Genomic DNA, 25006 nt, shown 5'->3' with positions numbered 1-25006 from the left:
AGAGACGCCACTGATAAGGAACTGTATGACTATCGCCTGCCTGCATACCGCCGCCAGTAATATCGCTATTTTCGATGACGCCGCGCACTCATTGGGCATGAGCAACGGCGCACTGAGTCATATCGTGATGCCGCATTTGCTGGCGGAAGCCGAGCTGACCGGTGGCATGACCGCTTCTCAGCAGCACAAACTGGAACAGCTGTTACGCAGCCTGACGCCGTGGTTCGACGCGATTCTGATTACCTGCTCGACGCTGGGTCCGGTCGCCGATGATTTTAACGTTGTAGGGCATGATTGCCCGGTGTATCGCACCGATCGCATGCTGGCCGATGAGGTGCACCGTTTGCCGGGTAAATCTCTGGTGCTGTGTGCGGCGGAATCCACGCTGGCGGCAACGCGAGCGCTGTTTTGCCCAGCGACGCTGCCGGTTGAACAGCACCCTGTTGTGCAGCTGATTCCTGGCGCATGGGCGGCGTTTAAAGCGGGTCATCAGGATGCGTATCTGCAAATGATTGCGCAAGCGGTGGCAGACGGGAAACAGCAGGGCGCAGATCATGTGGCGCTGGCCCAGGTTTCCATGGCGGCGGCGTCCAGGCTGTTTAGCGCCGATAGTCAGCCGTTAACCAGCCCGCAGCTGGCGTTAAAGGTGGTACATAATTTTTCGTAGGGTGCGCATGCAAGGCCGCGCATCAGGTTAACGTTTACTTTCATGTAAATAATAATCATTTGCATTAGTGGTTATAACTCATTATCGTTAGCAACACTTTGTAACCTATCGCGATTTAACCTTTAAAAATCCTCAATCAAAGAGGACGCTATTCTGCTATCGCTTTTCAGGAGCGCTCTTTTCATTTTCCTGACATACGCCCACATCCGCGATTTGGTAGACTCTCGATTGAGAATGAACGTTCACTACAGGATTATTCATGAAGAATTTTCAGCGCACGGCCATCGCCGTGCTGGTGTTATTGCTCGCCGCCTGTGACCAAAATAGCGCCCCGCCAGCGGGTGACATGACCACCGAAGTCGGCGTGAAAACGCTGCAAACTGAGTCGGTGACGCTCGATAGCCAACTCACCGGACGCGTTGTGGGCAGCATGGTGTCGGAAGTGCGTCCGCAGGTGGACGGTATCATCCAGAAGCGCCTGTTTACCGAAGGCGACGAAGTCAAAGCCGGTCAGATACTGTATCAAATCGATGCGGCCAGCTATCAGGCCAGCTACGATCAGGCCGTTGCGCAGTTGAAAAATGCGCAGGCGCTAGTGAAAAGCAGCCAGTTAAAATCTGCGCGCTATAGCGCGCTGGTGAAAGAGAACGGCGTATCGCGTCAGGATGCCGACGATGCGCTGGCAACCTATCAACAGAACGTGGCGTCGGTTGATCAATATCGTGCCGCCGTCGAAAGCGCCCGCATCAACCTCAACTACACGCAAATCAAAGCACCGATTTCTGGCCGCATCGGCATCTCGTCAGTGACGCCGGGCGCGCTGGTGACCTCGGCGCAAACCACGGCGCTGGCGACCATTCGCGCGCTCGATCCGATCTATGTCGATCTCACGCAATCCAGCGTGCAACTGCTGAAACTGAAGCGTCAGCAGGCTTCCCTCCAGCAGAGCAGCGATGTGGTGCCAGTAACGGTAAAGCTGGAAGACGGCAGCAATTACGATCATCCCGGCAAGCTGGAACTAACCGAAGTGGCGGTTGATGAAGCCACCGGAACCGTTACGCTGCGCGCCATTTTCCCTAATCCGCAGCATGAATTGTTGCCGGGCATGTATGTGCGCGCCAGCGTCACTAACGGCGTTAAAAAGGATGCGATTCTGGCCCCGCAGCAGGGCATCACGCGTGATGCTAAGGGCAACGCCACGGCGCTGGTGGTGGATAACGAGAACAAAGTGCAAAGCCGGGAAGTGGTGACCGATCGGGTTATCGGCAACACCTGGCTGGTGACCAGCGGTTTAAACAGCGGCGACAAGCTGATTGTCGAAGGCACCGCCAAAGTGCAGGCCGGGATGACGGTAAAAGCAGTTGAAGTGACGCCAAACAGCGCCCGCAGCGGAGGCCAGTAATTATGTTGGCTCAGTTCTTTATTCGTCGGCCGGTATTCGCCTGGGTGATCGCCATCTGCATCATGATGTTTGGTGTGCTCAGCATTAAAAGCCTGCCGATTGCGCAATATCCCGACGTCGCACCGCCGCAGATCAGTATTCAGGCCACTTACACCGGCGCGTCGGCGGAAACGCTGGAAAGCAGCGTCACGCAGGTGATCGAGCAGCAGCTCACCGGCCTCGACGGCTTGCTCTATTTCGATTCCACCAGCACCGCCTCAACCGGCCAGGTAAAAATCAGCGTCACTTTCCAGCAGGGCACCGATCCGGATATTGCGCAGGTGCAGGTGCAGAACAAAGTGCAGCAGGCCGAGAGCCGCTTGCCGACGTCCGTTACCACGCAAGGCGTGACGGTGGAGAAGGCGCAAAGCGACTTCCTGCTGATTCTGGCGCTGTACGATAAAACCAACCAAAGCACCTCGGCCGATGTGGCGGACTACATGGTCAGCAACATGGAAGATACGCTGGCGCGCGTGCCGGGCGTCGGTAGCGTGCAGGTGTTTGGTGCCGAATACGCCATGCGCATCTGGCTCGATCCCGCCAAACTCGCCTCCTATTCGCTGATGCCGTCCGATGTGACCAGCGCGCTGGAGAGCCAGAATACCCAGGTTTCCTCCGGTCAGCTGGGCGCGCAACCGGCCAGCAAAGAGCAGCAGCTGGTGGCGACCGTGCGTTCGCGTTCACGTCTGCAAACGCCGGAACAGTTCCGCAATATCGTGCTGAAAAGCCAAAGCGACGGATCGGTGGTGCATCTGAGTGATGTGGCTCGCGTAGAAATGGGTGATGAGGATTACAGCGCCAACGTGCTGGCGAACGGTCACCCGGCTTCAGGGATCGCGGTGCAGCTGGCGTCCGGCGCCAATGCGCTGTCAACCGCCGAACAGGTGAAAGCCACCATCGACGAGTTCCGCAGCAGCATGCCGCCGGGCTATGAAGTGGCGTATCCGCTCGACAGCACCGACTTCGTGAAAATCTCGATCGAAGAGGTGGTGAAAACCCTGATCGAGGCGGTGATTCTGGTGGTGATCGTGATGTTCGTGTTTCTGCAGAATATCCGCACTACGCTGATTCCGGCGATTGCCGTGCCGGTGGTGCTGCTGGGAACCTTTGGCGTGCTGTCACTGTTCGGGTACTCGATCAACACCTTAACCATGTTCGGCATGGTGCTCGCCATCGGGCTGTTAGTGGATGACGCAATCGTGGTGGTGGAGAACGTCGAACGTGTGATGCGCGAAGAGGGTTTGCCGCCGCGTCAGGCCACTGAGAAATCGATGAAAGAGATCACCGGCGCGCTGATTGGTATCGCGCTGGTGCTGTCGGCGGTGTTTCTGCCGATGACCTTCTTTAGCGGCTCAACCGGCGTTATCTATCGTCAGTTCTCCATCACCATTGTGTCATCGATGGTGCTGTCGGTGATTGTGGCGTTAACGTTGACGCCGGCGTTGTGCGCCACGCTGCTCAAACCGCACAACGAAGAAGGCTGCCAAAAGGGCTTTTTCGGCTGGTTCAATCGCAGCTACGAGCGCGTGCAGGCGCGTTATCACAACGGCGTGGGTCATGTGCTGCACAGTTCGGTGCGCTATCTGCTGCTCTACGCGGTGCTGCTGATCGGTTGCGCGGTGCTGTATATGCGTTTGCCGACCGGCTTCCTGCCGACTGAGGATCAGGGCTATATCATGGTGCAATACCAGCTGGCACCGGGCGCGACGGAAAACCGCACCAGCGCGGTTCGTCGTCAGGTGCAGGAATACTTCGCCACCAAAGAAAAAGACAACGTCAACGTCAGTATGCTGGTGAATGGCTTCAGTTTTGCCGGCAGCGGCCAGAACGCCGGGATTGGCTTTATCTCGCTGAAGAACTGGAGCGAGCGTAAAGGTGCTGAAAACAGTGCCGATGCCATTGCCGCGCGTGCAATGGCCAATCTTGCCAGCATTCGTGATGCGCAGATCTTCGTGCTGTCGCCGCCGTCGGTGTCCGGTTTGGGGCAGTCAGACGGATTCACCTTTGAGCTGCAGGCGCGTGGTGCCACCGGGCGCGATCAGCTCCTGCAAATGCGCAATCAGCTGATTGCTGAAGCCAATCAGGATCCGCTGCTCAGCGCGGTGCGTGCCAACACCTTGCCGGATTTGCCGCAGCTGCAGGTCAATATCGACGATGAAAAAGCGCAGTCGCTAGGTCTCACCATCAGCGACATCAACGACACGCTCAGTGCGGCGATTGGCGGCAGCTACATCAACGACTTCACCGATCGTGGCCGCGTGAAGAAGGTTTACATGCAGGGCGATCAGCAGTTCCGCAGCAAGCCGGAAGATATCGATCGCTGGTACGTGCGCGGCAGCGATAGCAACAGCAATACCACCATGGTGCCGTTTGCGTCGTTTGCCTCCTCAGAGTGGGCGTACGGCCCGGATGTGCTGTCTCGTTATAACGGCCTCGCGTCCTACGAAATCGAAGGTTCGGCGGCGGCCGGTAAGAGTTCCGGGGATGCGATCAGCGCGATGGAAAAACTGGCGGCGAAGCTGCCGGCGGGTACCACTTTTGCCTGGAGCGGCTTGTCCTATCAGGAAAAACTCTCCGGCAACCAGGCGATGTCGCTGTATGGCATCTCGCTGATTGTGGTGTTCCTGTGCCTGGCGGCGTTGTATGAAAGCTGGTCGGTGCCGTTCTCGGTGATGATGGTGGTGCCGCTGGGGGTGATCGGCTCGCTGCTGGCGATCAGCCTGCGCGGGCTGGAAAACGACGTCTACTTCCAGGTGGCGCTGTTAACCATCATTGGCTTGTCGGCGAAGAACGCGATTCTGATCGTTGAGTTCGCCGAAGACAATTACCGCAAAGGGGAAAGCCTGGTGAAGGCGGCGACGCACGCGGCATCGATGCGCCTGCGGCCCATCATTATGACTTCGCTGGCATTTACCGCTGGCGTATTGCCGCTGGCGATTTCCACCGGCGCGGGCGCCAACAGCCGTATTGCGATTGGTACTGGTATTATTGGCGGCACGCTGACCGCTACCTTGCTGGCGATCTTCTTTGTACCGCTGTTCTTTGTTCTGGTGCGTCGCGTGTTCCCGGCGATACCGCATGACGATAATCATGCATCTGTGGCCAAGGCGGGGGAATAACATGTCGGCAAAACTCTTAATGGTATTGGTTCCCGCGCTGCTGTCGGGTTGTGTGTCGCTCGATCCGCACTATGAGCGCCCGCAAGGCGCGGTCAGCAGCCAGATGCCGAGCGGTGAAGCCTATCGTTCATTGCAAGGCACACCAGCCAGCAACTACCGCGACCTGAGCTGGCAGGATTATGTGCTCGACGCCAAACTGCGGCAGGTGGTGGCGATGGCGCTGGATAGCAGCCGCGACTTGCGTGAAGCGGTGGCCAGCGTTAAATCCGCGCATGCGCAATACGGTGAAGAGCGCGCCAATCTGTTCCCGGCTATTAGCGCCGGCGTGAGCGGCACGCGTTCGCGCGCGTTAACAGGCGAAGGCAATCAAACCGCCATCAGCAACAGTTATTCGGCAGAAGGCAGCGTCAGTTCGTTTGAACTCGATCTGTTTGGCAAAAACCAGAGCCTGACGCGCGAGCAGTATGAAACCTATCTCGGCACGCTGCAGGGCGCACGCAGCACGCGCCTGACGGTGTTGTACAACACCGTGGATTACTGGCTGCAGCTCGCCGCCGATCGCAGCAATCTGGCGATTGCCAAGGAGACCGCCGAGAGCGCGCGACAATCGTGGCAGGTGACGCGCAAGCAGATGGAAAATGGCATCGCCTCGATGGTGGATGTCTCGTCTGCGGAAACCACCTATCAGTCCGCGCAGGCCGATGTCGCCAGCTACAGCACGCTGGTGGCGCAGGATAAAAACGCGCTGGATTTGGTGGTGGGCCGCAGCGTGCCGGATAACCTGCTGCCTGACAGCATTGAGTCGATCGGTAACGCACTGCGCGAGGTGCCTGCGGGCGTCTCATCAGATGCGTTGCTGAATCGTCCTGATGTGTTGCAAGCCGAGCATAATCTCAAGTCTGCCAACGCCAGTATCGGCGCGGCGCGTGCCAACTTCTTCCCGAGCATTACGCTGACGGGCAGCGGCGGAGTCGGCAGTAGCGATCTGTCGACGCTGTTTAAAAACGGGGCGGGCATTTGGTCGTTTGCACCGAGCATTTCACTGCCGATTTTCCAGGGCGGCTACAACGTCTCTTACCTGAAATACACCAAAGCACAGAAAGAGTATTACGTAGCGGCGTATGAGAAAGCGGTGCAAACCGCCTTCCAGGAAGTGGCGGATGCGCTGGCGCGTCGTGGCACCATCAACGATCAGCTCAGCAGTCAGCAGCGTAATGTAGCGGCATCGCAAACCTATTATCATCTGGCGGATCTGCGCTACCGCAACGGCGTTGATAGCTACCTCAATGCGTTAACCGCGCAGCGCACGCTGTACAGTGCCCGAACCAATCTGGTGAGTACGCAGCAAGCCTATTACCTGAATTTGATCACCTTCTATAAAGTGATGGGTGGCGGCACGGCGTTGAAAGAATCTGAAATAATGAGCGCGCAATAATTGCACTTTTCGTAGCGGCGCGATTTATCGCGCAATAAATTGCGCCGCTACAATGCCTGCGTGCGGGGAAGCAAGAATTGGAAACATTGTCTGGGTTTCTCACCGGAAACGCATCACGTATGATGACGGGAATAAACGATAAATTCTTTTTCGGAGCCAATGTGAGTCACTCTGAACATGACGATTTTCTCTTACAGCGTCAGCAGCAGGTGATTTCTGCGGCGAAAGTCTGTTTTAGTCGCTCCGGATTTCATGGCGCCAGCATGGCGGATATTAGCCGTGAATCTGCGTTAGGGGCAGGGCAAATATATCGTTACTTTAGCAGTAAAGAGCTTATTGTGATGGAAACAATAAAAAGCATCGCGCAGAATTGGCGCCTGTTTTTAATACAACACTTGCCCGCACAACAATCGACTCAGGATATTATCAACGCTGATTCGCCATTCTGGCAGCATTGGCCGAGTCAGGACCGGAAATTATTACTGGAAATGTATTCTGAGGCGTCGCGTAATGAATCGGTGCGTACCATTCTGGCCCAGCAGGAGCAATTATTACTTGCTGAGTTAGCGGCTATTTTTCGCGCGCAACAACCTGATATCGATCCAACACAGCGCGCCAATCGTATTCAATTTTTATTGCTGCTGGTCGATGGCGTCGCCTGTCGCGCCTTCAGCGATAGCGACCTGAACCAACATGAAATGCAGCGGGTGAACGGCGTTCTCAGCCAACATCTGTTCGGCTGAATTTACATCGCACCGTGCGGATAGACATCATTCACCACCGCATTGAAAAACGGCATAAAGCCCGGCGCCATATCGCGCTGCTTCATGCAGCGGCGAATAATAATGCCGTCAATAATTAGCGACATCACATATAAGCGGGTGTGAATGGCATTGGCGTCCTGCTCGGGGTGCAGCGTCTGCTCCTGAGTAATAAAATTATTTTTAAGATCATGCCAGGCATCGAGCATGATTTGTTGGATGCGATTATTACGCGTGGCTTCAGATGACACTTCCATCAGCAGAATAATACTGTTTTCCACTGCCGCCGGCACAATATCCTCCGCTTCGTGATAATGTCCTTTCATATGCGCGATACGTTCAAAGTCGGCATTGAGTAGCGTGATCATCCGCTGCACCACATTGGTGACTAATGCCTCAATGATCGCCTCTTTGTTTTTATAGTATTTATAAATTAAACCAATACTGACGTCGGCCTGGCTGGCAATATTCTGAATCGATGTCTGGTGAAAGCCTTTCAGCCGCATGCATTGCTCGGCGGCGGCCAGGATCTGTTCGCTTCGGTTCATGATTATTACACTCGCAGAATAAAGCGGCTATTTTACGCAATTAAAGCTGTACTGGCGATGAATAAAAACATTAACCCAACCTGATTATTTCGGCACTTTAGCGTTGTTCAGTTTTTTTGATTTAAGCGAGCAGTTTTGCCTGCTGTTCATGATTTTTCAGACCTCTATGATGGTGGACAGAAAAAAACATCAAGGAATAACATCATGAACATCCTGCGCGCTCAACGCGATCAGCTGTTTGAATATGGTCCTTTCACCATTCGCCGTCAGCGTCCCGGCGAAGCGTTTGGACCGCTGGCGATTGTCGACCAAATGACGCTGCAACTGGATGCCACTATCCCGCTGCATTCTCATCAGGATAGCGAGATTTTCAGCTACGTTTGGCGCGGTTCGCTGCTGCACAGCACCGAGCAGGGTGAAACGCACTCCCTTAACGCCAAACGCGCGCTGCTGCTGAGTGCCGGTAGCGGCATGCGCTTTGCCGAGTCTGCGCCTTTTATCGAAACCGAGATGTTGCAGGCCACCATTAATCCAGCGCAAACCGGCGGTGAGCCGCAGGTCAATACCTTTACCCGCGCGGACGGTGCGGCAGTAAACGCATGGACGTTACTGGCAGGGCCGCACGGCAGCGAGGCGCCGCTGGCGCTGAATCAGGCGGTATACATTTATGACCTGAAACTGGAGCGCGGCAAACAGGTGGATGTGCCACAGCGTGCAGGCTTTTCCAGCTGGATTACCGTGCTGGACGGCATTGTGCGTATGGATAATGAACGGTTGCACAAAGGCGATTCCGTCAGCGATAACAAGGCTTTGCCAGCGTTGATGGGCGAGCGGGATGCAACGCTGATTGCGTTTCTGGTGCAGAAAAGCCTGTAAAGCCCCATTCATGGGCACCTAACCCATCCTCCTCATAACATCGTGCTATCATCTGCGGATAAAACACCGGAGGAGGGTAATTCAATGAAAAAGAAAGAGTTCGTTACCCAGGATTTGCTGAGCAAGATCTATCAGGAAGATACCTCCGCGCCACGCAAATTACCGCCTGAACGCCAGCTGGCCGAAGAATATGGCGTATCGCGTTTCACTATCCGCCAGGCGCTGGAGAAACTGGTGAGTATCGGCGCGGTGCGTATCGTGCAGGGATCAGGTATCTGGATTAATGAAACGGTGCGTAATAACCCGCTGGTTTATAATTCGATCACCGAAAAGCGCTTTGATCAGATGCATTACCGCTCACTCAACCTGCGTAAAAGACGCCCCGATAGTGATGAGCAACAGATATTCGCCATTAACGACAACGCCTTTATCTGGGAGTTTTCCCGCCTGCGCTATGTCGATAATGTGGCAGTACAAATTGAAATATCGCGTATGCCCGCAACCTTATTTACCGATCTCAACGGTGAGATTATTGAGCGCTCGATACAGCAATATGTGTTGTCCAAAGGCTACCAAATCTCACATTTACTCACCAGCTATCGTGCGATTAGCGTTAACCGCGAACAGGCGACGCTACTGGGTTGTAAAAAAGGCAGTCCGGCGATGCACATTATTAATCGTGGTATTTTGCAGGGCGGGCAGGTGTATGAAATCAGCGACATCGTTGATATTCATTACACCTGCACCTATCTGATTCCGCATAACCCGGATAATCTGCGTTTCCGCCAGCAACAGCGCTAACTTATGGCGTGTGCATGGTGCCGTCTGGCAGGCGACTCTGCGTCCATTCATGCGGACGATAAACCACCGGATATTTTTCCGCTAACGCCTGATCAAAGCCGACGCCAATACCTGATGCTTGCGGCGGATAGAGATAGCCATTTTTAATTTCCGGCGCGCCAGGGAAAATGGCATCCGTCAGCGTTGAGCGTGGAATAAATTCCTGAATCGCAGCATTGTGCAGGTGAATATTCAGATGTGTATTAACCGCCACGCCAATTGGCGTCATATCGCCCGGTCCGTGCCATGCCAGTCGCACACCGAATGCCTGACACAGTGCCGCCAGTTTCAATGCCGGCGTAATACCACCAATCTGCGAGACGTGACAACGAATAAAGTCGATGCGACGATTGACAATTAACTCGTGCCATTCTGCGGGATTATTAAATAATTCGCCTAACGCTAACGGCACCGCGCTTTGCTGACGCAACTGCGCTAGCCAGCCAGTTTGCGCGGGTGGGAGCACATCCTCAAGGAAGTAGGGCATATATGGCTCAAGCTGTTTTACCAGCTGAATGGCCTGCTGCGGGAATAAGCGCTCATGCACGTCATGCAATATTTCAAAACAGTGACCGTATTTCTCCCGCAACGCGCGGAACATCTCGACCGTATTCGTCATGTACTCTTGCTGCGAGTAATAAGCGCCGGAGGTGCTATTTTCCGGTGCGTGGAGTTCTTTCGGCGTTCCGCCGTAAAAGCCCAGCTGACAGCGGATATGGCGATAGCCTTTCTCTAAGGCGTTATCAACGGAGGTATAAAGTTCCTCCAGCGTTTCACCGCTGGCATGGGTGTAAGCTGCAATCGCATCGCGCGCTTTGCCGCCCCACAGCTGATACAAAGGCATATCGGCTAACTGCGATTTAATATCCCACAGCGCCATATCCACGCCCGAAATGGCATTGTTGGTCACCGGCCCGTTACGCCAATAGGCATTAACGTTCATCATCTGCCACAGGTCTTCAATATTATTGGCATCGCGTCCAACTAATAGCGGCACCAGATACTCATCCACCATGGTTTTTACCGCCAAAGGACGCTGTTGAAAGGTGGCGCAGCCGTGACCGGTAATCCCTTTATTGGTGGTAACACGTACGGTAATAAGGTTATGGCGATCGGGGCGGGTAATAAAACACTCAATACTTTCAATAAGGGTTGGGGTCACGTGAAATACTCCTGTGGCGCAGTCACTGCGCTCAATTTCAAGGCCTGTTGATAAGCTATTTTGGCGTATCATTACCGGGTTTTTATTGAGACGCAAACCCTTTTTCAGCCAATAAATATTGGTCAGTGAAAAAGAGTGATTATCGCGATAAAACAGACCAATTTGCTATTTTAAAACTTAATGTCCCTGTTGCGGCGGGTTTTGTGATCGCAGTCATGATTTATTGGTTTGTTTTGATGTGCGTCATTTATTACCATCCAGTGCAGATTTCATCAGGCTGTTTTTCTTCCCTCAGGAGCACGTATGGGAACGCAGGAAGTAATAAATAATATAATCCACTTAGTGGGTGGGAAGAATAATATCAATAAAGTCTGGCATTGCATGACGCGTCTGCGCTTTGACCTTATTGATGACAATAAAGTTAACCAGAGCGAAATTAAAACCTTGCCCGGCGTATTGGGCGCGCAAATGCAGAGTGAACAATTCCAGATTATTATCGGGCCCAAGGTCAATAGCTGGTATGAGCAAATCGTACCGGTGTTAAATAACGACGGCGTTCAGCCCGCGCAAAACGAGAAAGCGCGCAAAAGTCTGGTATCGCTGTTTATGGATACCGTTTCGGGCGTATTTGGCCCGATTGTTCCCGCCATTGCTGGCGCCGGGATGATCAAAGGTTTGCTGGCCGGATTGGTGGCGTTACAGCTGGTTTCGGCCAAAAGCGATACGGTGATGGTGATTGATTTAATCGCCAGCGGCGTATTCTATTTCCTGCCGTTCTTTTTAGCGGTCTCCGCCGCCAAAATTTTTAAAACCAACGAGTATTTAGCCGCAGCCGTGGCGGCGTGTTTAATGTATCCCTCTTTAATCGATGCGGCAAAATCGCTGGCGGCGCATCAGGAGGGCGCAGTAAGCGCATTTTGGCTGATGGGCGTGCTGCCGGTTTCGGTATTTAATTATGCTTCCAGCGTTATTCCGGTCATCTTCTCTATTCTGGCTCTCAGCTATATCCATCGCGGGGTGGATCGCATTATGCCGGAAGTATTGAAAACCGTATTTACCCCAACCTTAACGCTGTTCCTGGCGGCATTAACCGCGCTGGTGGTAATTGGCCCGATGGGTATTTGGCTTGGCAAAGGTTTGGCGCTGTTTATTGAGGGCTTATTCAGTATCTCAGCGAGCTTTGCTGGCTTAATTGTCGGTGCCATTCGCCCCGTTGCGGTGCTAACCGGCATGCATCACGCGATGACACCGATTGCGTTACAGAATTTCAGCGATCGCGGTTATGACATGTTGATGCCGATGATGTTTATGGCAAATATGTCGATTGCCGGAGCCACATTTGCTATCTGGAAATTGACTAAAAATCGTCAGGACAAAGTGGTCACACTTTCAGCCGCCATTTCAGCATTATTAGGCATTACAGAACCGGCGTTGTTTGGCGTGCTAACGCGCTACAAAAAAGCCTTTATTGCGGCAACGGTTTCCAGTGCGCTGGCTTCGGCCTTTATCGGTTTCTTTGGCGTGCGTTTATACGGCTATATTCTTTCCAGTATATTCAGTTTGCCGGCCTATATTGGCCCGTACTTTATCTGGGCCATTTCCGGCGTCGCCATTGCGCTTATTATGTCGTTTAGTCTGACATTGATGTTGGTAGGCAAAGAACCGGATTTAGTCGTACAGCCCGAGAATAAGTAATGTTTGGTCGCCATTTATGGCGACCAATTTACGCTTAGCTCACACTCGCCACCAGCCAGTTTTCCAGCTCGCTCAGCTCATTCATCTGCTGAGGATATTCTGCTTTCAACTGCGCTAATTGCGCCAATAGGGTTTCAGGTCGATACATCGCGCCCTGCAGACGCAACGCCAGCGCTTCTAATGGCGAAGGGTTCAGGCTGTCGGTGAAAATCTGGCAGCGAGAAATCACGCCGCGTTCGACATCAAAGTGGATCTCAACGCCGCCCCAGACAAAACGCTCATTCAGCAGATGCGAGAAATCCGGTGCGTTACCAAAATTCCATTCCCAGCTGCTTAGCCGCGCAAACTGCTCTTCAAAACCGGGCAAATCAGGCAGTGCGGCGGGGGAGATATGCTCCGGCTCGCACTCTTCCTGGTAGTAATCGTAATAGGCGGCAATCACCTCACGGCAGATCGCCTCAAAGCTGATGCCTGGCACCAAATCGGCAATGTTGGCCACGCGCGATCGCACCGAGGTAATGCCTTTCGCCTGTAATTTTTTAATGTCTGGATTGAGGTAATCGGCGAGACGCGACAGATCGGCATTCATCAAAAAGGTGCCGTGATGAAAACCGCGATCCGGCGTTTCACGGTAAGCAGATCCGGAAATCTTGCGCACTTCGCCATCCACATTCACCACGATATCGTTGCGACCGGAGGCTGTTGCCGGAATGCCGAGCTGTTCCAGCGCGCGCAGGATAATCGCCGTGGAGACTGACTTATCGTATTCCGGTTTGCCGGCCATAAAGGTGAAGCAGCAGTTGCCCAAATCGTGAAACACCGCGCCGCCGCCGCTGCTGCGTCGTGCCAGCTTGATGCCGTCTTCCGCCATGCGTCGCGTGTTGCACTCTTTCCACGGATTCTGGGCGCGACCGATAACCACGGTTTCGGCGTTCTGCCAGAGAAACAGCACGCGCTGCGTTGTCGGCATCTGGCGGAAAATACACTCTTCTACTGCGAGGTTGAACCAGGGATCGTGTGAGTCAGAAATGAGTAAACGTAGGGTGGACATGATTTTTTCGGTTCCGTGAGAAAGGGCAAACCGGGACAGAGTACGCCGAAGCGGATCGAAAGGTAAGAAACAGCAGCGCATTCCATTTCAATAATAAAAATGAATTAACCTCTAGACGACTGGTCTATTAGCTGTTACTTTGAATTTAAGCGCTAGACGACTGGTCTAGTTTAGAAATTTAAACCCAGCAAGCAGGAGATGGATGATGAAGATTCTTATGGTTCTAACCTCACACGACCAATTGGGTAATACCGGCCGCAAAACCGGTTTCTGGCTGGAAGAGCTGGCCGCGCCTTACTACGCCTTCAAAGATGCTGGCGCAGAAATCACGCTGGCGTCACCGAAAGGCGGCAATCCGCCGTTAGATCCTAAAAGCAATGAACCCGATTTCCAGACGGAGCAAACGCATCGCTTTGAAGCTGATGCAGCAGCAACCGCGCAACTTGCCGCCACCGTGCGTCTGGACAGCGTATCGCCAGCCGATTTCGACGCGGTGTTTTACCCAGGCGGTCACGGTCCGCTCTGGGATCTAGCAGAAGATCAGCACTCAATCGCGCTGATCGAAGGCTTCCTGGCCGCCAACAAGCACGTTGCACTGGTGTGTCATGCGCCGGGCGTGCTGCGCCACGTCAAAACCCCGCAAGGAAAACCGCTGGTAGCAGGCCGTAAAGTCACCGGTTTTACCAACAGCGAAGAGGAAGCGGTTGGTCTGACTCAGGTGGTGCCTTTCCTGGTGGAAGACGAGCTGATTGCGAAGGGCGGTCTGTATTCGAAAGGCGCGGACTGGAGTTCCTATGTCGTCAGCGATGGTTTGCTGATTACCGGACAAAACCCAACGTCTTCAGCAGAGACGGCGCAACAGTTGATCAAGCAACTGGCGCAATAGACGAATCGGGAGGCGAACCGCTGTCCGCCTCCCTTATCGCAGCAGTAAACGCATGTTTAGCGCCTAGACGACTGGTCTAGTATTTGGTAATCTAACGCTATGACGACTACATCCCAATTGCATAGCAATGAAATCCGCGATCACATCCTTGCCACTGGCCAACGCATTATGGCCGGCAAGGGTTTTTCGGCTGTCGGATTAAATGAAATCCTCACCGATGCCGGTGTGCCTAAAGGCTCGTTCTATCACTACTTCAGCTCGAAAGAGGCTTTTGGGGTGGATATGCTGGCGCGCTATTTCGATGATTATCTGGCTGAGCTAGACGCGACATTGAGCCAGCCGGGCTTGACGATGGCGCAGCGGCTGATGAATTACTGGCAGCTGTGGCGTGAATCGCAATCGTTCTCCGATTGTCAGGGCAAGTGTCTGGCGGTGAAGCTGGGCGCGGAAGTTGCCGATCTCTCGGATAGCATGCGCGGCACGCTACAGACCGGCACGGCCGGCATTATCGCGCGACTGGCGGATGCGCTAGAAGCGGGTGTTGAGGAAGGGTCGCTGTCTGTCGATGACAAACCTGTGCGTGTAGCGGAGAGCCTGTATCAGCTGTGGGTGGGCGCCAGCCTGATGGTGAAAATCGTGCGCAATACCGGCCCATTTGATTCCGCCATGAGCATGACGCAAAAAATCATTCGTATTACCGCGTAGTAAAAAGGGCGACTCAACAGAGCCGCCTTTTATTTTGTTGGGTCGCTATTTAGCGACCTCAAATCACAAAACCGATCTCGCCGTGTTAACCACGTTCTCAACCGTAAAACCAAACTCTTTGAACAGCTGATCCGCAGGCGCTGACTCACCGAAGGTGGTCATGCCGACGATCGCGCCGTTCAGGCCGGTGTATTTGAACCAGTAATCCGCGATACCCGCTTCAATCGCCACGCGTGCGGCAACGGCTTTTGGCAGCACGGATTCACGGTACGCCGCGTCCTGCTTGTCGAAGGCGTCGGTGGATGGCATAGACACCACGCGCACCTTGCGGCCTTCCGCTGTCAGCTGCTCATAAGCGCTCACCGCCAGCTCCACTTCTGAACCGGTGGCGATCAGGATCAGCTCTGGCGTACCTTCGCTGTCCTTCAGCACGTAACCGCCGCGCGCCACGTTAGCCAGCTGCTCAGCGCTACGATCCTGCTGCGCCAGGTTCTGACGCGAGAAGATCAGCGCCGACGGGCCATCAACGCGTTCAATCGCGTACTTCCACGCCACCGCTGACTCAACCTGATCACACGGGCGCCACAGGCTCATGTTTGGCGTCACGCGCAGGCTGGCCATCTGCTCAACCGGCTGGTGCGTCGGGCCATCTTCGCCCAGACCAATCGAGTCGTGGGTGTACACCATGATCTGACGGATTTTCATCAGCGCGGCCATGCGGGCAGCGTTACGCGCGTACTCGACGAACATCAGGAAGGTGGCGGTGTACGGCAGGAAGCCGCCGTGCAGCGCGATACCGTTGGCGATGGCGGTCATACCGAATTCGCGCACGCCGTAATGGATGTAGTTGCCCGCCGCGTCTTCGTTGATTGGCTTAGAACCAGACCACATAGTCAGGTTGCTTGGCGCCAGGTCAGCGGAGCCGCCCAGATATTCCGGCAGGATTTTACCGAAGGCTTCAATGGCGTTCTGCGAGGCTTTACGGCTGGCAATTTTCGCCGGACTGGCCTGCAGCTGCTCGATGAACTTCTGCGACTCGCTGGCCCAGTTCGCCGGCAGCTCGTTGTTGACGCGGCGCTTAAACTCGGCAGCCAGCTCCGGATGCGCGGCGGCGTAGGCGGCAAACTTCTGGTCCCACGCGGACTCCTTCGCCTGGCCGGCTTCTTTGGCATCCCACTGCGCGTAGATGTCTGAAGGGATTTCAAACGGACCGTGGTTCCAGCCGAGCTGCTTGCGGGTCAGCGCGATTTCATCGGCACCCAGCGGCGCGCCGTGCGAGTCGTGCGTACCGGCTTTATTCGGCGAACCGAAGCCAATCACGGTTTTGCACATCAGCAGCGAAGGCTTGTCGGAAACCGCTTTGGCCTCTTCCACCGCTTTTTTAATCGCGTCCGCATCGTGACCGTCCACGCCGCGCACCACGTGCCAGCCGTAGGCTTCAAAACGTTTGGCGGTATCGTCGGTGAACCAGCCGTCAACGTGACCGTCGATGGAGATGCCGTTGTCATCGTAGAAGGCAACCAGTTTGCCCAGCTTCAGGGTGCCGGCGATGGAGCAGACTTCGTGTGAGATGCCTTCCATCATGCAGCCGTCGCCCATAAACACGTAGGTATTATGGTCTACGATGTCATGACCCGGACGGTTGAACTGCGCTGCCAGCGTACGCTCGGCAATGGCAAAACCGACTGCGTTAGCGATGCCCTGACCCAGCGGGCCGGTAGTGGTTTCAACGCCCGGCGTGTAGCCATATTCCGGATGGCCCGGCGTTTTGGAGTGCAGCTGACGAAAATTTTTTAATTCGCTGAGCGGCAAATCGTAACCGCTCAGGTGCAACAGGCTGTAGATAAGCATTGAGCCGTGACCGTTCGATAATACGAAGCGGTCGCGGTTAGCCCAGTGAGGATTGCGTGGATTGTGCTGCAAAAAGTCGAGCCACAACACTTCAGCGATATCCGCCATGCCCAGCGGGGCGCCCGGATGTCCCGAATTGGCTTGTTGTACGCCATCCATACTCAAAGCGCGGATGGCGTTGGCTCTTTCCCGGCGTGTAGACATAAGGTTCTCCAGAGGTGCGACGTCGGCGCTTATTTAGCGTGGGATACTTGTTCGTAGTAACCGATCTTGTCTACTTTGGCGGTTGAGCCGCCACCTTCAAATTCCGATGCCAGCCAGGCATTCACGATGTTCTTCGCCAGCTCAGGCCCGATGACGCGCGCGCCCATGGTCATGATCTGCGCGTTGTTGCTCTTGCGAGCACGCTCAGCAGAGAAGGTGTCATGACACTGCGCCGCGCGCACGCCTTCCACCTTGTTGGCGACAATCGCCACGCCGATGCCGGTGCCGCACAGCAGAATGCCGCGCTCAAATTCGTTCTTCTGGATAGCGGTGGCGAGCGCAAATGCCACATCCGGATACATCGGACGGTCGTTTTGCGCGTCATTGGTGTAATCCGTCACCACATACTCTTTCTCTTCCAGCAGCTTTTTAATCACATTTTTCAATTCGATAGCCGCATCATCGGCGCCAATTGCGATAGTTTTCATCGTCGTTCTCCAGCAGGGTGTGCAATGACGCCTGCACGTTTGTTCAGCAGGCGAGAAGATGTTCATAGTTAGCCTGCCACAAAATCAATCATATGTTCAATGGTTGTTCATATGAATTGCCTTCAGGATCGCGCCTGAATGCCTCAGAAAACCCTGTTAAACCGCCTGTGTCGAGCCCTTTGGGCGCAGTAATCCGATAAATTGACCAAAATCCGATCTCATGAAGCCGCTCACACTTTCGCGTGTTGCAGTTGAGAGATGCACAATTATCCGTGTAGTGTTCATATGTTCGCATGACTATACCAATGTACAAGAAGACCCATCGAGGACTCGAACATGTGTCATTTACACCGTACCTCTCAGTACTCCTGCAGCCAGCGCCTGTTTGGCGATTGGTCAACACCACATCAAGAAATGATCACTCACGCACGTCGTGGAGGTGCGTTATGAACCAACCATCAATGACAGCGGTGGAACAATCCACCATCAGAAAAATCTCCTGGCGCTTAGTGCCGTTCGTGGCGCTGATGTTCTTTATCAACTTCCTCGATCGCACCGCGATTTCGTTTGCCGGCCCCAACGGCATGACGCAAGACCTCGGCCTCACCGCGCTGCAGTTTGGCCTGGCATCGGGCATCTTCTTTATTGGCTACATTCTGCTGGAAGTGCCAAGCAACCTGGCGCTGCATAAGTTCGGCGCGCGTCGCTGGCTGGCGCGCATCATGATCAGCTGGGGCATTGTCTCGCTGCTGTTTACCTGGGTGAGCAGTGTGGAAGGCTTGTATACGCTGCGTTTGCTGCTGGGTATCGCCGAAGCTGGCTTCTTCCCAGGCGCGATTCTCTATCTCAGCATGTGGGTGCCGGGACGTCATCGCAGCAAAATCCTGTCGCTGTTCTATCTTGCCCAGCCGCTGACGGTGGTGTTCGGTGCGCCATTAGCCGCGTCCCTGATTCAGCAGCACGGCCTGTTCGGCATGGAAGGCTGGCGCGTGATGTTTATGGGCGTATCAATTCCCGCGATTCTGATTGGTATCGTCGCGCTGTTCTGGTTGGTGGATTCGCCGCGTCAGGCCAAGTGGCTGACCGCCGAAGAGAAAACCTGGCTGACCACCGAACTGGAAGCCGAGCATCAACAGAAGCAGGGCCATCAAAAACACAGCCTGCGCTCGGTGATGGGCAACGGCCGCGTCTGGATGCTGTGCCTGATTTACTTCGGCTTTATTTATGGCCTGTATGCGCTGGCGTTTTTCCTGCCAACCATTATCGCGGGCTTCCAGCAGCAGTTCGGTACCACTTTTAACGTGATGCAGAAAGGGCTGATTACCGGCGTGCCGTATCTGATTGCGGCGGTGGTGATGTTCTTCTGGTCGAAAGATGCCACGCGTCGCGGTTGCAAAACCTGGCATATCGCCATTCCAGCGCTGGCAGGCGGCATCAGCGTGCCGCTGGCGCTGTATATGGATTCGCCGTTCACCACCATTATGGTGATTGCGATCACCGCCAGCTCCATCTTCGCTGCACTGCCGAATTTCTGGACCTTACCCACGCAGTTCCTGACCGGCGCGTCTGCCGCCGCAGCCATTGCCTTGATCAACACCTTAGGAAACGTAGCGGGCTTCTCCGCGGGCTACATCACCGGCGCGCTGCATGACGCCACCAACAGCTACGCCTTGCCGATGTTTGTGGTGGGTGGATTCATGCTGCTGTCCGCGTTCCTCATGCTGTTACTTAATCGCCGTCGCTCGCCGTCTCAGCCGACCTCTTTAGCTCAGGAGCATTAATATGACGTACCTGTTTAACCAACCTTCAGCCTTTGCCGCTGAGCTTATCGAAGGCTTTGTCGCCGCCAACGCCGATAAAGTCCGTCAGGTCGCCGGAGGCGTGGTGCGCAGCACCCGCAGCCAGCCGAATACGGTGGCGGTGATTGTGGGCGGCGGGTCCGGTCACTATCCGGCGTTCGCCGGGTTGGTTGGACAAGGTCTGGCACACGGCGCGGCGATGGGTAACTTATTCGCTTCGCCATCAGCGCAGCAGATCTACAACGTAGCGCGTGCGGCCCACAACGGCGCGGGCGTGTTGCTGATGTTCGGTAACTACGCCGGGGATGTGCTGCACTTCGGCCAGGCGTGCGAGCGTCTGCGGGCGGAAGGCATTGCCTGTGAAGTGCTGGCGGTGACCGACGATATCTCCAGCGCAGGTAAAGATGAACTGGAGAAGCGTCGCGGTGTGGCTGGCGATCTGTGTGTGTTCAAAGCCGCCTGCGCCGCGGCTGAAGCGGGTCACGATTTATCACAGGTCCTGCAGCTGGCACAGCACGCGAATCAACGCACGCGTACCTTTGGCGTGGCGTTTTCCGGTTGCAGCCTGCCGGGCGCTTCGCATCCGCTGTTCGAAGTGGAAAAAGGGCGCATGGCGCTGGGACTGGGCATTCACGGCGAGCCGGGGATCAAAGAGACCGACATGCCGAGTGCGGATGAGCTGGCCGAGATCTTCGTGGAGCGCTTGCTCAATGAACTGCCAGCCGATATCCCGCAGGCCGAAGGTCAGCGCGTGGCGGTGATCCTCAACGGTCTGGGCTCGGTGAAATATGAAGAGCTGTTTGTTGTCTATCGTCGCGTCGCGCAACTGCTGGAGGCCGCCAACCTGCAGGTGGTTGAGCCGGACGTCGGCGAGTTTGTCACCAGCTTCAATATGGCCGGTGCGTCACTGACGCTGATGTGGCTGGACGATCAGCTGGAAACCTTGTGGCGCGCGCCGACTAATACGCCAGCGTACCGCAAAGGCAGCGTATTGGTGGCCGAACCGTTAAGCGCCGCTGAGCGCGTTGAAAGCACGGAAGAAGCCTTGCCAGCAGCCACCGCGGAATCGCAAGAGAGCGCGAAACGCGTACTTCAGTTACTCGAATCCGTGGCGGGAATGTTACAGCGTAACGCTGAACGCCTTGGCGATATCGATGCGGTGGCCGGTGACGGCGATCACGGTATCGGCATGGAGCGCGGCGTGCTGGGCGCGGTTGAGAAAGCGCGTGAAGTCGCTGCGCGCGGTGCCGGGGCGGGCAGCTTGCTGTGCCGCGCGGCAGATGCCTGGGCGGATAAAGCGGGTGGCACGTCCGGCGCGTTGTGGGGCGTGGCGCTCACTGCATTGGGTACGGCGCTTGGCGATCGTCAGACACCAGATGCACAGCGTGTGGCCACCGGCGTACGTGAAGCAAAAGAAGGCATTATGCACTTTGGTAAAGCGCGCGTTGGCGATAAAACCATGGTGGATGTGCTGGTGCCGTTCAGCGACAGCCTGAATGAGGCGGTTGCCGCCGGTGCGTCGTTAACGGACGCCTGGCTGAAGGCGGCGCAGGTGGCTGATAAAGCTGCGCAGGACACCGCGCAGCTGGTGCCAAAAATGGGGCGTGCGCGTCCGCTGGCAGAAAAAAGCGTAGGCACGCCGGATGCCGGAGCCATTTCGCTGGCATTGATCGTCAATACCGTCGGCGATCTGCTAAAAGAACACAGTGCCTCTGAACAAGGAGCTTGAAGCATGTCTCAGCCAAAAATCTGGCTCGGCGTCAGTTTAAAAATGTACTTCGGCTATCAGCAAACCTTGCAATGGTGTCGTGATGTAGCGGCATTAGCCGACCATGCTGCGGTGAAAAACGGCGACGTGGGCTTGTTTGTGTTGCCGGCTTATCCGGCGATTCCGGCGGTTGCAGCCATCTTCGCTGACACGCCGGTGCGCTTCGGCGCTCAGGATGTTTGCCAGGCTGAGAACGGAGCCTGGACCGGCGAAGTCAGCGCCAGTATGTTGCAGGAGTTAGGCTGCTCGCTGGCCGAAATTGGTCACGCTGAGCGCCGTCGTCATTTCCACGAAGACAAAGTGCAAATTGCTGCCAAAGTGGCGATGTCGCTGCGTCACGGCATCACGCCGGTGCTGTGCATTGGCGAAGAAGTGCAGGCAGAACCGCAGCAGGCAATCGCGCTGTGCCAACAGCAGCTGGCCGAAGCGCTGGCTGAGTCAGCGCAGCAAGGCTTAAAGGGCGAGGTGTTCTTTGCCTACGAACCGCAGTGGGCGATTGGTGCGCCGCAACCGGCACCGGACAGCTACATCCGCGCCGTGTGCGCCGGATTGCAGCAACTCGCCACGCCGCCCGGCATCACCCTGAAAATCATTTACGGCGGCAGTGCCGGTCCGGGACTGATTCAGCGCCTTGGCGCGGATGTAAATGGCCTGTTTCTGGGGCGCTTTGCCCACGATCCCAAAGCGTTGGCACAAATTATTGATGAAGCCAGTGAGCTGGCTCAGGAGCGCCGTTAATGAGCCGTATTGGACTCAGTACCTACGCCTTTTTCTGGCGCATGTCATCGAAAGTCCCTCATCCGCTGACGCTGGAGCAGATGCTGCAACAGACCGCCGAACTGGATGTGTCGGTGTTTCAAATCTGCGATTACCCGGCGATTGAAAGCTGGACTGACGCACAACTGCTGACGCTGCGTCAGCAGGCTGATGCGCTCGGCATCACGCTGGAACTCGGCACGCGTGGCCTCGGCACTGCGCATCTGCGTCGTTATCTGCACATGGCGGAAATCCTTGATGCGCGCGTCATACGCTCGATGTTCTACACCGCCGATCACCGTCCCACGCTCGACGAAGCCGCCGAGCTGATTGGCGCGGTGTTGCCGGATTTTGCCCGCCAGCAGGTGCGTCTCTGTCTGGAGACATACGAGCAGGTGAACAGCGGCGCGATGATGTCAGTGATCAACAAGTTCCTGTCGCCGTGGCTCGGCGTGTGTCTCGATCCCGCTAACTGTGTCGCCGGACTCGAATTGCCAGAGCAGGTGATTGCCAACACCGCCGCGCGCGTCGGCAATCTGCACATCAAAGACTTTGCCTTCACGCGCCGTGATGGCTGGGTCGGCTTTACCTTTGCCGGCTGCCCGATGGGCGAAGGCTTGCTGGATTACGACCGGATGATTGCCAGCGTGCGCCCGGCGGATAAAGGCATTAACCAAATCGTCGAACATTGGTTGCCGTGGCAAGACGATGCCGCCGTAACCTGCGAGCGAGAAGCCGAATGGACTCGCCGCACCGTGGAATTCTTACGTAGTAAACAAGATCAGGAGTAACAACATGAGCGTGCAACTGAAAACCATCACCGTGATTGGCGCGGGCGGCAAAATGGGTATGCGTATTTCTGCCAACTTCCAGAAAAGCGATTACCAGGTGTTTTACTGTGAGAACTCACTCAAGGCGCAAGAGCAGGTGAGCGCGCAGGGGCGCGAACTTTCTGATGCCGCCTCCGTGGTGCCATTGAGCGACGTGGTGATTCTGGCGGTGCCGGATATCGTGCTGGGCAAAGTGTCTGAAGGCGTGGTGCCACAGATGAAACCGGGCGCGATTCTGCTGACGCTGGATCCGGCGGCGGCCTACGCCAATCTGATCGCCCATCGTGATGGCATTGAATACGCGGTGGCGCATCCTTGCCATCCGTCGGTATTCCTTGAGCGTTACACCAAAGAAGAACATGCCGATGCCTTTGGCGGTATCGCGGCGATTCAGCACGTGGCGGCTTCCTATGAAACCGGTTCTGATGAGCAGAAAGCCGAGCTGAGCAAGGTGATCAGCGTGATGTACGGCCCGGTGGAGCAGGTGCATTGGGTCACCGTGACGCAGCTGGCGTATCTGGAACCGACGCTGGTGGAAACCGTAGCCTGCATGGTGGGTGCGTTTATGAAAGAGGCGCTGGATGAAACCGTTAAGCACAGCGGCGTGCCGGAAGAAGCGGCTAAAGCGATGTTGTACGGCCATATTCAGATCGCGCTCGCCGTGGCGTTCCGCGCGACCAACCCGTTCTCGGATGCCTGCATGATCGCCATGGAGTACGGTCGTGAGAAGATTGTGAAACCTGACTGGAAACAGATCTTCGATCAGAAAGAGCTGGATATCGTGATTGCCCGTATGCTGAAAATCGACGCCATCAAGCGCTAAGCGTGACGCTCGATCGACTCGCGGCGCTGTGGTCTGGCGAAGCGAGTCGTATCAATGATATAACTCCTTCCTTTGGTGTAATCATGTCAGTTAAGACCAAACAGCACGCACCTACTGTAGCGGCGCAATTTATTGCGCGATGAATCGCGCCGCTACAGTAGGTGCGGTTATTGCAATCAGTACTTAACCGAATGGCATTAATACACGATCTCAAATAAGACAGGTTACGGATGGAAAAAAACACGCTTTCTCAGGACTCCGAGCTGCTGACGGAAATAGCTGTCGCCTATTATCAGGACGAAATCACCCAGGAGGAGATTGCGCGTAAGTTTGGTATTTCCCGCATTAAAGTCGGCCGGCTGCTCAAACGCGCACGCGAAGAGGGCATCGTCGAAATCAACGTGCGCTACCATCCCGTCTTCAGCACCCGCCTCGAACAACAGCTGCAAAATCGCTTCCCACAACTGCAACGTGCGCTGATAGCGCTCGATCAGCCCGATCAGGAAGAGCAGCGACGTCAGGTCGCCGCGCTGGTGTCGTCACATTTAGCGCAGTCGCTGAAAGACGACGCCATTGTTGCCGTTGGGCAAGGACGCAACGTGGCCGCTGTCGCCGATTATCCCGGCCAGGTGCCGACGCGTAATTGTCTGTTTATCAGCGGTATTGGCGGCACGCATCGTCCCGGTGATGCCATTAACGCTGACCATATCAGCCGTCGTCTGGCGAAGAAGTTCGGCGGCATCAGCGAAACGCTTTACGCGCCCGCTTATGTTGAGAACCGCGCGTTGCGCGATGCGTTTATGCAAAACGGCACCATCAAAGAGACGCTGGACCGCGCGCGTAAAGCCGACGTGGCGCTGGTGGGCATCGGCGACATGAACGAAAACAGCTATATGGTGAAACTCGGCTGGTTCACACCGCACGAAATCATCGACGCCAGCGTTAATCAGGGCGTGACGGGCGATGTCGCCGGCTACGACTTCTTTAATTCGCAGGGCCAGCACGTGGATACCGTGATGAACGATCGCGTCATTGGGCTGAGCATTGATGAACTACGCAAGATTCCCTGCGTGATTGCCATTGCCGCGGAAAATACCAAAGCGATGGCGATCCTCGGCGCACTGCGCACTGGCGCGATTGATATTATCGCCACCACCGCGCAGAACATCCGCACCATTCTGAGTTTGTCGCAGGAGAAAGTTTAGTTAAACGGTTCACTGCGTTTATTCATTAGGTCATCAACGGCGATCATCGCCGTTAATACGGCGTATTTTAAACCTGGCGTACAGCCTTATTCCGCC

21 protein-coding genes are annotated in these 25006 nt (G+C 55.4%); 16 read left to right on the top strand and 5 right to left on the bottom strand.

Annotated elements, in window-relative coordinates; genetic code table 11:
* Positions 1-25 precede the first annotated feature (25 nt).
* The 5 genes from ACFQW4_RS10250 (at position 26) to ACFQW4_RS10230 (ending at position 7405) form a co-directional block, all read left to right on the top strand.
* A complete protein-coding gene (locus tag ACFQW4_RS10250; RefSeq protein ID WP_377725151.1) occupies positions 26-667 on the top strand; it encodes a glutamate racemase in 642 nt (213 codons plus the stop codon).
* A 259-nt stretch (positions 668-926) separates the two neighbouring features.
* Positions 927-2069 (top strand): efflux RND transporter periplasmic adaptor subunit, encoded by a 1143-nt coding sequence (locus tag ACFQW4_RS10245; protein WP_377725149.1) that lies wholly within the window; start codon positions 927-929, stop codon positions 2067-2069.
* Positions 2070-2071: 2 nt separating this feature from the next.
* On the top strand, positions 2072-5227 hold the full coding sequence (locus ACFQW4_RS10240) for an efflux RND transporter permease subunit (RefSeq protein WP_377725147.1): 3156 nt from the start codon (positions 2072-2074) through the stop codon (positions 5225-5227).
* A 1-nt stretch (position 5228) separates the two neighbouring features.
* Positions 5229-6662 (top strand): efflux transporter outer membrane subunit, encoded by a 1434-nt coding sequence (locus tag ACFQW4_RS10235; protein WP_110866116.1) that lies wholly within the window; start codon positions 5229-5231, stop codon positions 6660-6662.
* Between the two features lie 119 nt (positions 6663-6781).
* Positions 6782-7405, top strand: a complete 624-nt coding sequence (locus tag ACFQW4_RS10230) for a TetR/AcrR family transcriptional regulator (RefSeq protein ID WP_377725145.1) — start codon at positions 6782-6784, stop codon at positions 7403-7405.
* 2 nt (positions 7406-7407) lie between these two features.
* On the opposite strand, the gene ACFQW4_RS10225 is transcribed toward ACFQW4_RS10230, so the two are convergent.
* On the bottom strand, positions 7408-7971 hold the full coding sequence (locus ACFQW4_RS10225; RefSeq protein ID WP_377725143.1) for a TetR/AcrR family transcriptional regulator: 564 nt from the start codon (positions 7969-7971) through the stop codon (positions 7408-7410).
* A 204-nt stretch (positions 7972-8175) separates the two neighbouring features.
* Here ACFQW4_RS10225 and ACFQW4_RS10220 point away from each other — a divergent pair, with 204 nt between their 5' ends.
* Positions 8176-8847, top strand: coding sequence for a pirin family protein (locus tag ACFQW4_RS10220; protein WP_377725140.1), 672 nt, complete (start codon positions 8176-8178; stop codon positions 8845-8847).
* 84 nt (positions 8848-8931) lie between these two features.
* Positions 8932-9648 carry a GntR family transcriptional regulator gene (locus ACFQW4_RS10215; protein WP_110866119.1) on the top strand — a complete coding sequence of 239 codons (717 nt, stop codon included), beginning with the start codon at positions 8932-8934 and terminating at the stop codon, positions 9646-9648.
* Between the two features lies 1 nt (position 9649).
* Here ACFQW4_RS10215 and ACFQW4_RS10210 read toward each other — a convergent pair whose 3' ends face one another.
* Positions 9650-10849: an enolase C-terminal domain-like protein gene (locus tag ACFQW4_RS10210; protein WP_192233810.1), complete on the bottom strand. Its 1200-nt coding sequence runs from the start codon at positions 10847-10849 to the stop codon at positions 9650-9652.
* 303 nt (positions 10850-11152) lie between these two features.
* Between ACFQW4_RS10210 and ACFQW4_RS10205 the strand changes: the two genes are divergently transcribed.
* On the top strand, positions 11153-12544 hold the full coding sequence (locus ACFQW4_RS10205) for a PTS transporter subunit EIIC (RefSeq protein WP_377725136.1): 1392 nt from the start codon (positions 11153-11155) through the stop codon (positions 12542-12544).
* A 34-nt stretch (positions 12545-12578) separates the two neighbouring features.
* Here ACFQW4_RS10205 and ACFQW4_RS10200 read toward each other — a convergent pair whose 3' ends face one another.
* On the bottom strand, positions 12579-13595 hold the full coding sequence (locus ACFQW4_RS10200) for a lipoate--protein ligase A (protein WP_377725134.1): 1017 nt from the start codon (positions 13593-13595) through the stop codon (positions 12579-12581).
* Between the two features lie 205 nt (positions 13596-13800).
* Between ACFQW4_RS10200 and ACFQW4_RS10195 the strand changes: the two genes are divergently transcribed.
* Both ACFQW4_RS10195 and ACFQW4_RS10190 read left to right on the top strand, forming a co-directional pair.
* Positions 13801-14481 (top strand): type 1 glutamine amidotransferase domain-containing protein, encoded by a 681-nt coding sequence (locus tag ACFQW4_RS10195; protein ID WP_222233858.1) that lies wholly within the window; start codon positions 13801-13803, stop codon positions 14479-14481.
* Positions 14482-14580: 99 nt separating this feature from the next.
* Positions 14581-15186 carry a TetR/AcrR family transcriptional regulator gene (locus ACFQW4_RS10190; protein WP_271459806.1) on the top strand — a complete coding sequence of 202 codons (606 nt, stop codon included), beginning with the start codon at positions 14581-14583 and terminating at the stop codon, positions 15184-15186.
* A gap of 63 nt (positions 15187-15249) precedes the next feature.
* Here the strand turns inward: ACFQW4_RS10190 and tkt are convergent, their stop codons facing one another.
* Both tkt and ACFQW4_RS10180 read right to left on the bottom strand, forming a co-directional pair.
* Positions 15250-17241: a transketolase gene (gene tkt / locus ACFQW4_RS10185; protein WP_101764433.1), complete on the bottom strand. Its 1992-nt coding sequence runs from the start codon at positions 17239-17241 to the stop codon at positions 15250-15252.
* A 29-nt stretch (positions 17242-17270) separates the two neighbouring features.
* Positions 17271-17729: an RpiB/LacA/LacB family sugar-phosphate isomerase gene (locus tag ACFQW4_RS10180; RefSeq protein ID WP_101764432.1), complete on the bottom strand. Its 459-nt coding sequence runs from the start codon at positions 17727-17729 to the stop codon at positions 17271-17273.
* Positions 17730-18175: 446 nt separating this feature from the next.
* Between ACFQW4_RS10180 and ACFQW4_RS10175 the strand changes: the two genes are divergently transcribed.
* The 6 genes from ACFQW4_RS10175 to ACFQW4_RS10150 all read left to right on the top strand — a co-directional run bounded on the left by ACFQW4_RS10175 (position 18176) and on the right by ACFQW4_RS10150 (position 24910).
* Positions 18176-19510 (top strand): MFS transporter, encoded by a 1335-nt coding sequence (locus ACFQW4_RS10175; RefSeq protein WP_101764431.1) that lies wholly within the window; start codon positions 18176-18178, stop codon positions 19508-19510.
* Position 19511: 1 nt separating this feature from the next.
* On the top strand, positions 19512-21257 hold the full coding sequence (locus ACFQW4_RS10170) for a dihydroxyacetone kinase family protein (RefSeq protein ID WP_280172820.1): 1746 nt from the start codon (positions 19512-19514) through the stop codon (positions 21255-21257).
* Positions 21258-21260: 3 nt separating this feature from the next.
* Positions 21261-22034, top strand: coding sequence for a triose-phosphate isomerase family protein (locus tag ACFQW4_RS10165; RefSeq protein WP_101764429.1), 774 nt, complete (start codon positions 21261-21263; stop codon positions 22032-22034).
* Positions 22034-22843 (top strand): sugar phosphate isomerase/epimerase, encoded by an 810-nt coding sequence (locus ACFQW4_RS10160; protein WP_101764428.1) that lies wholly within the window; start codon positions 22034-22036, stop codon positions 22841-22843. Before ACFQW4_RS10165 ends, ACFQW4_RS10160 begins: the two co-directional genes overlap by 1 nt.
* A 4-nt stretch (positions 22844-22847) precedes the next feature.
* Complete coding sequence (locus ACFQW4_RS10155; protein ID WP_377725129.1) at positions 22848-23705, top strand: phosphogluconate dehydrogenase C-terminal domain-containing protein; 858 nt, start codon at positions 22848-22850, stop codon at positions 23703-23705.
* A gap of 230 nt (positions 23706-23935) precedes the next feature.
* Positions 23936-24910: a sugar-binding transcriptional regulator gene (locus tag ACFQW4_RS10150; protein WP_008104043.1), complete on the top strand. Its 975-nt coding sequence runs from the start codon at positions 23936-23938 to the stop codon at positions 24908-24910.
* Positions 24911-25006: the final 96 nt, after the last annotated feature.

The sequence above is a fragment of the Pantoea sp. GCM10028869 genome (assembly GCF_042666835.1).
GTDB classification, from domain to species: domain Bacteria; phylum Pseudomonadota; class Gammaproteobacteria; order Enterobacterales; family Enterobacteriaceae; genus Pantoea; species Pantoea leporis.
This window is presented reverse-complemented; position numbering and strand designations above follow the sequence as displayed.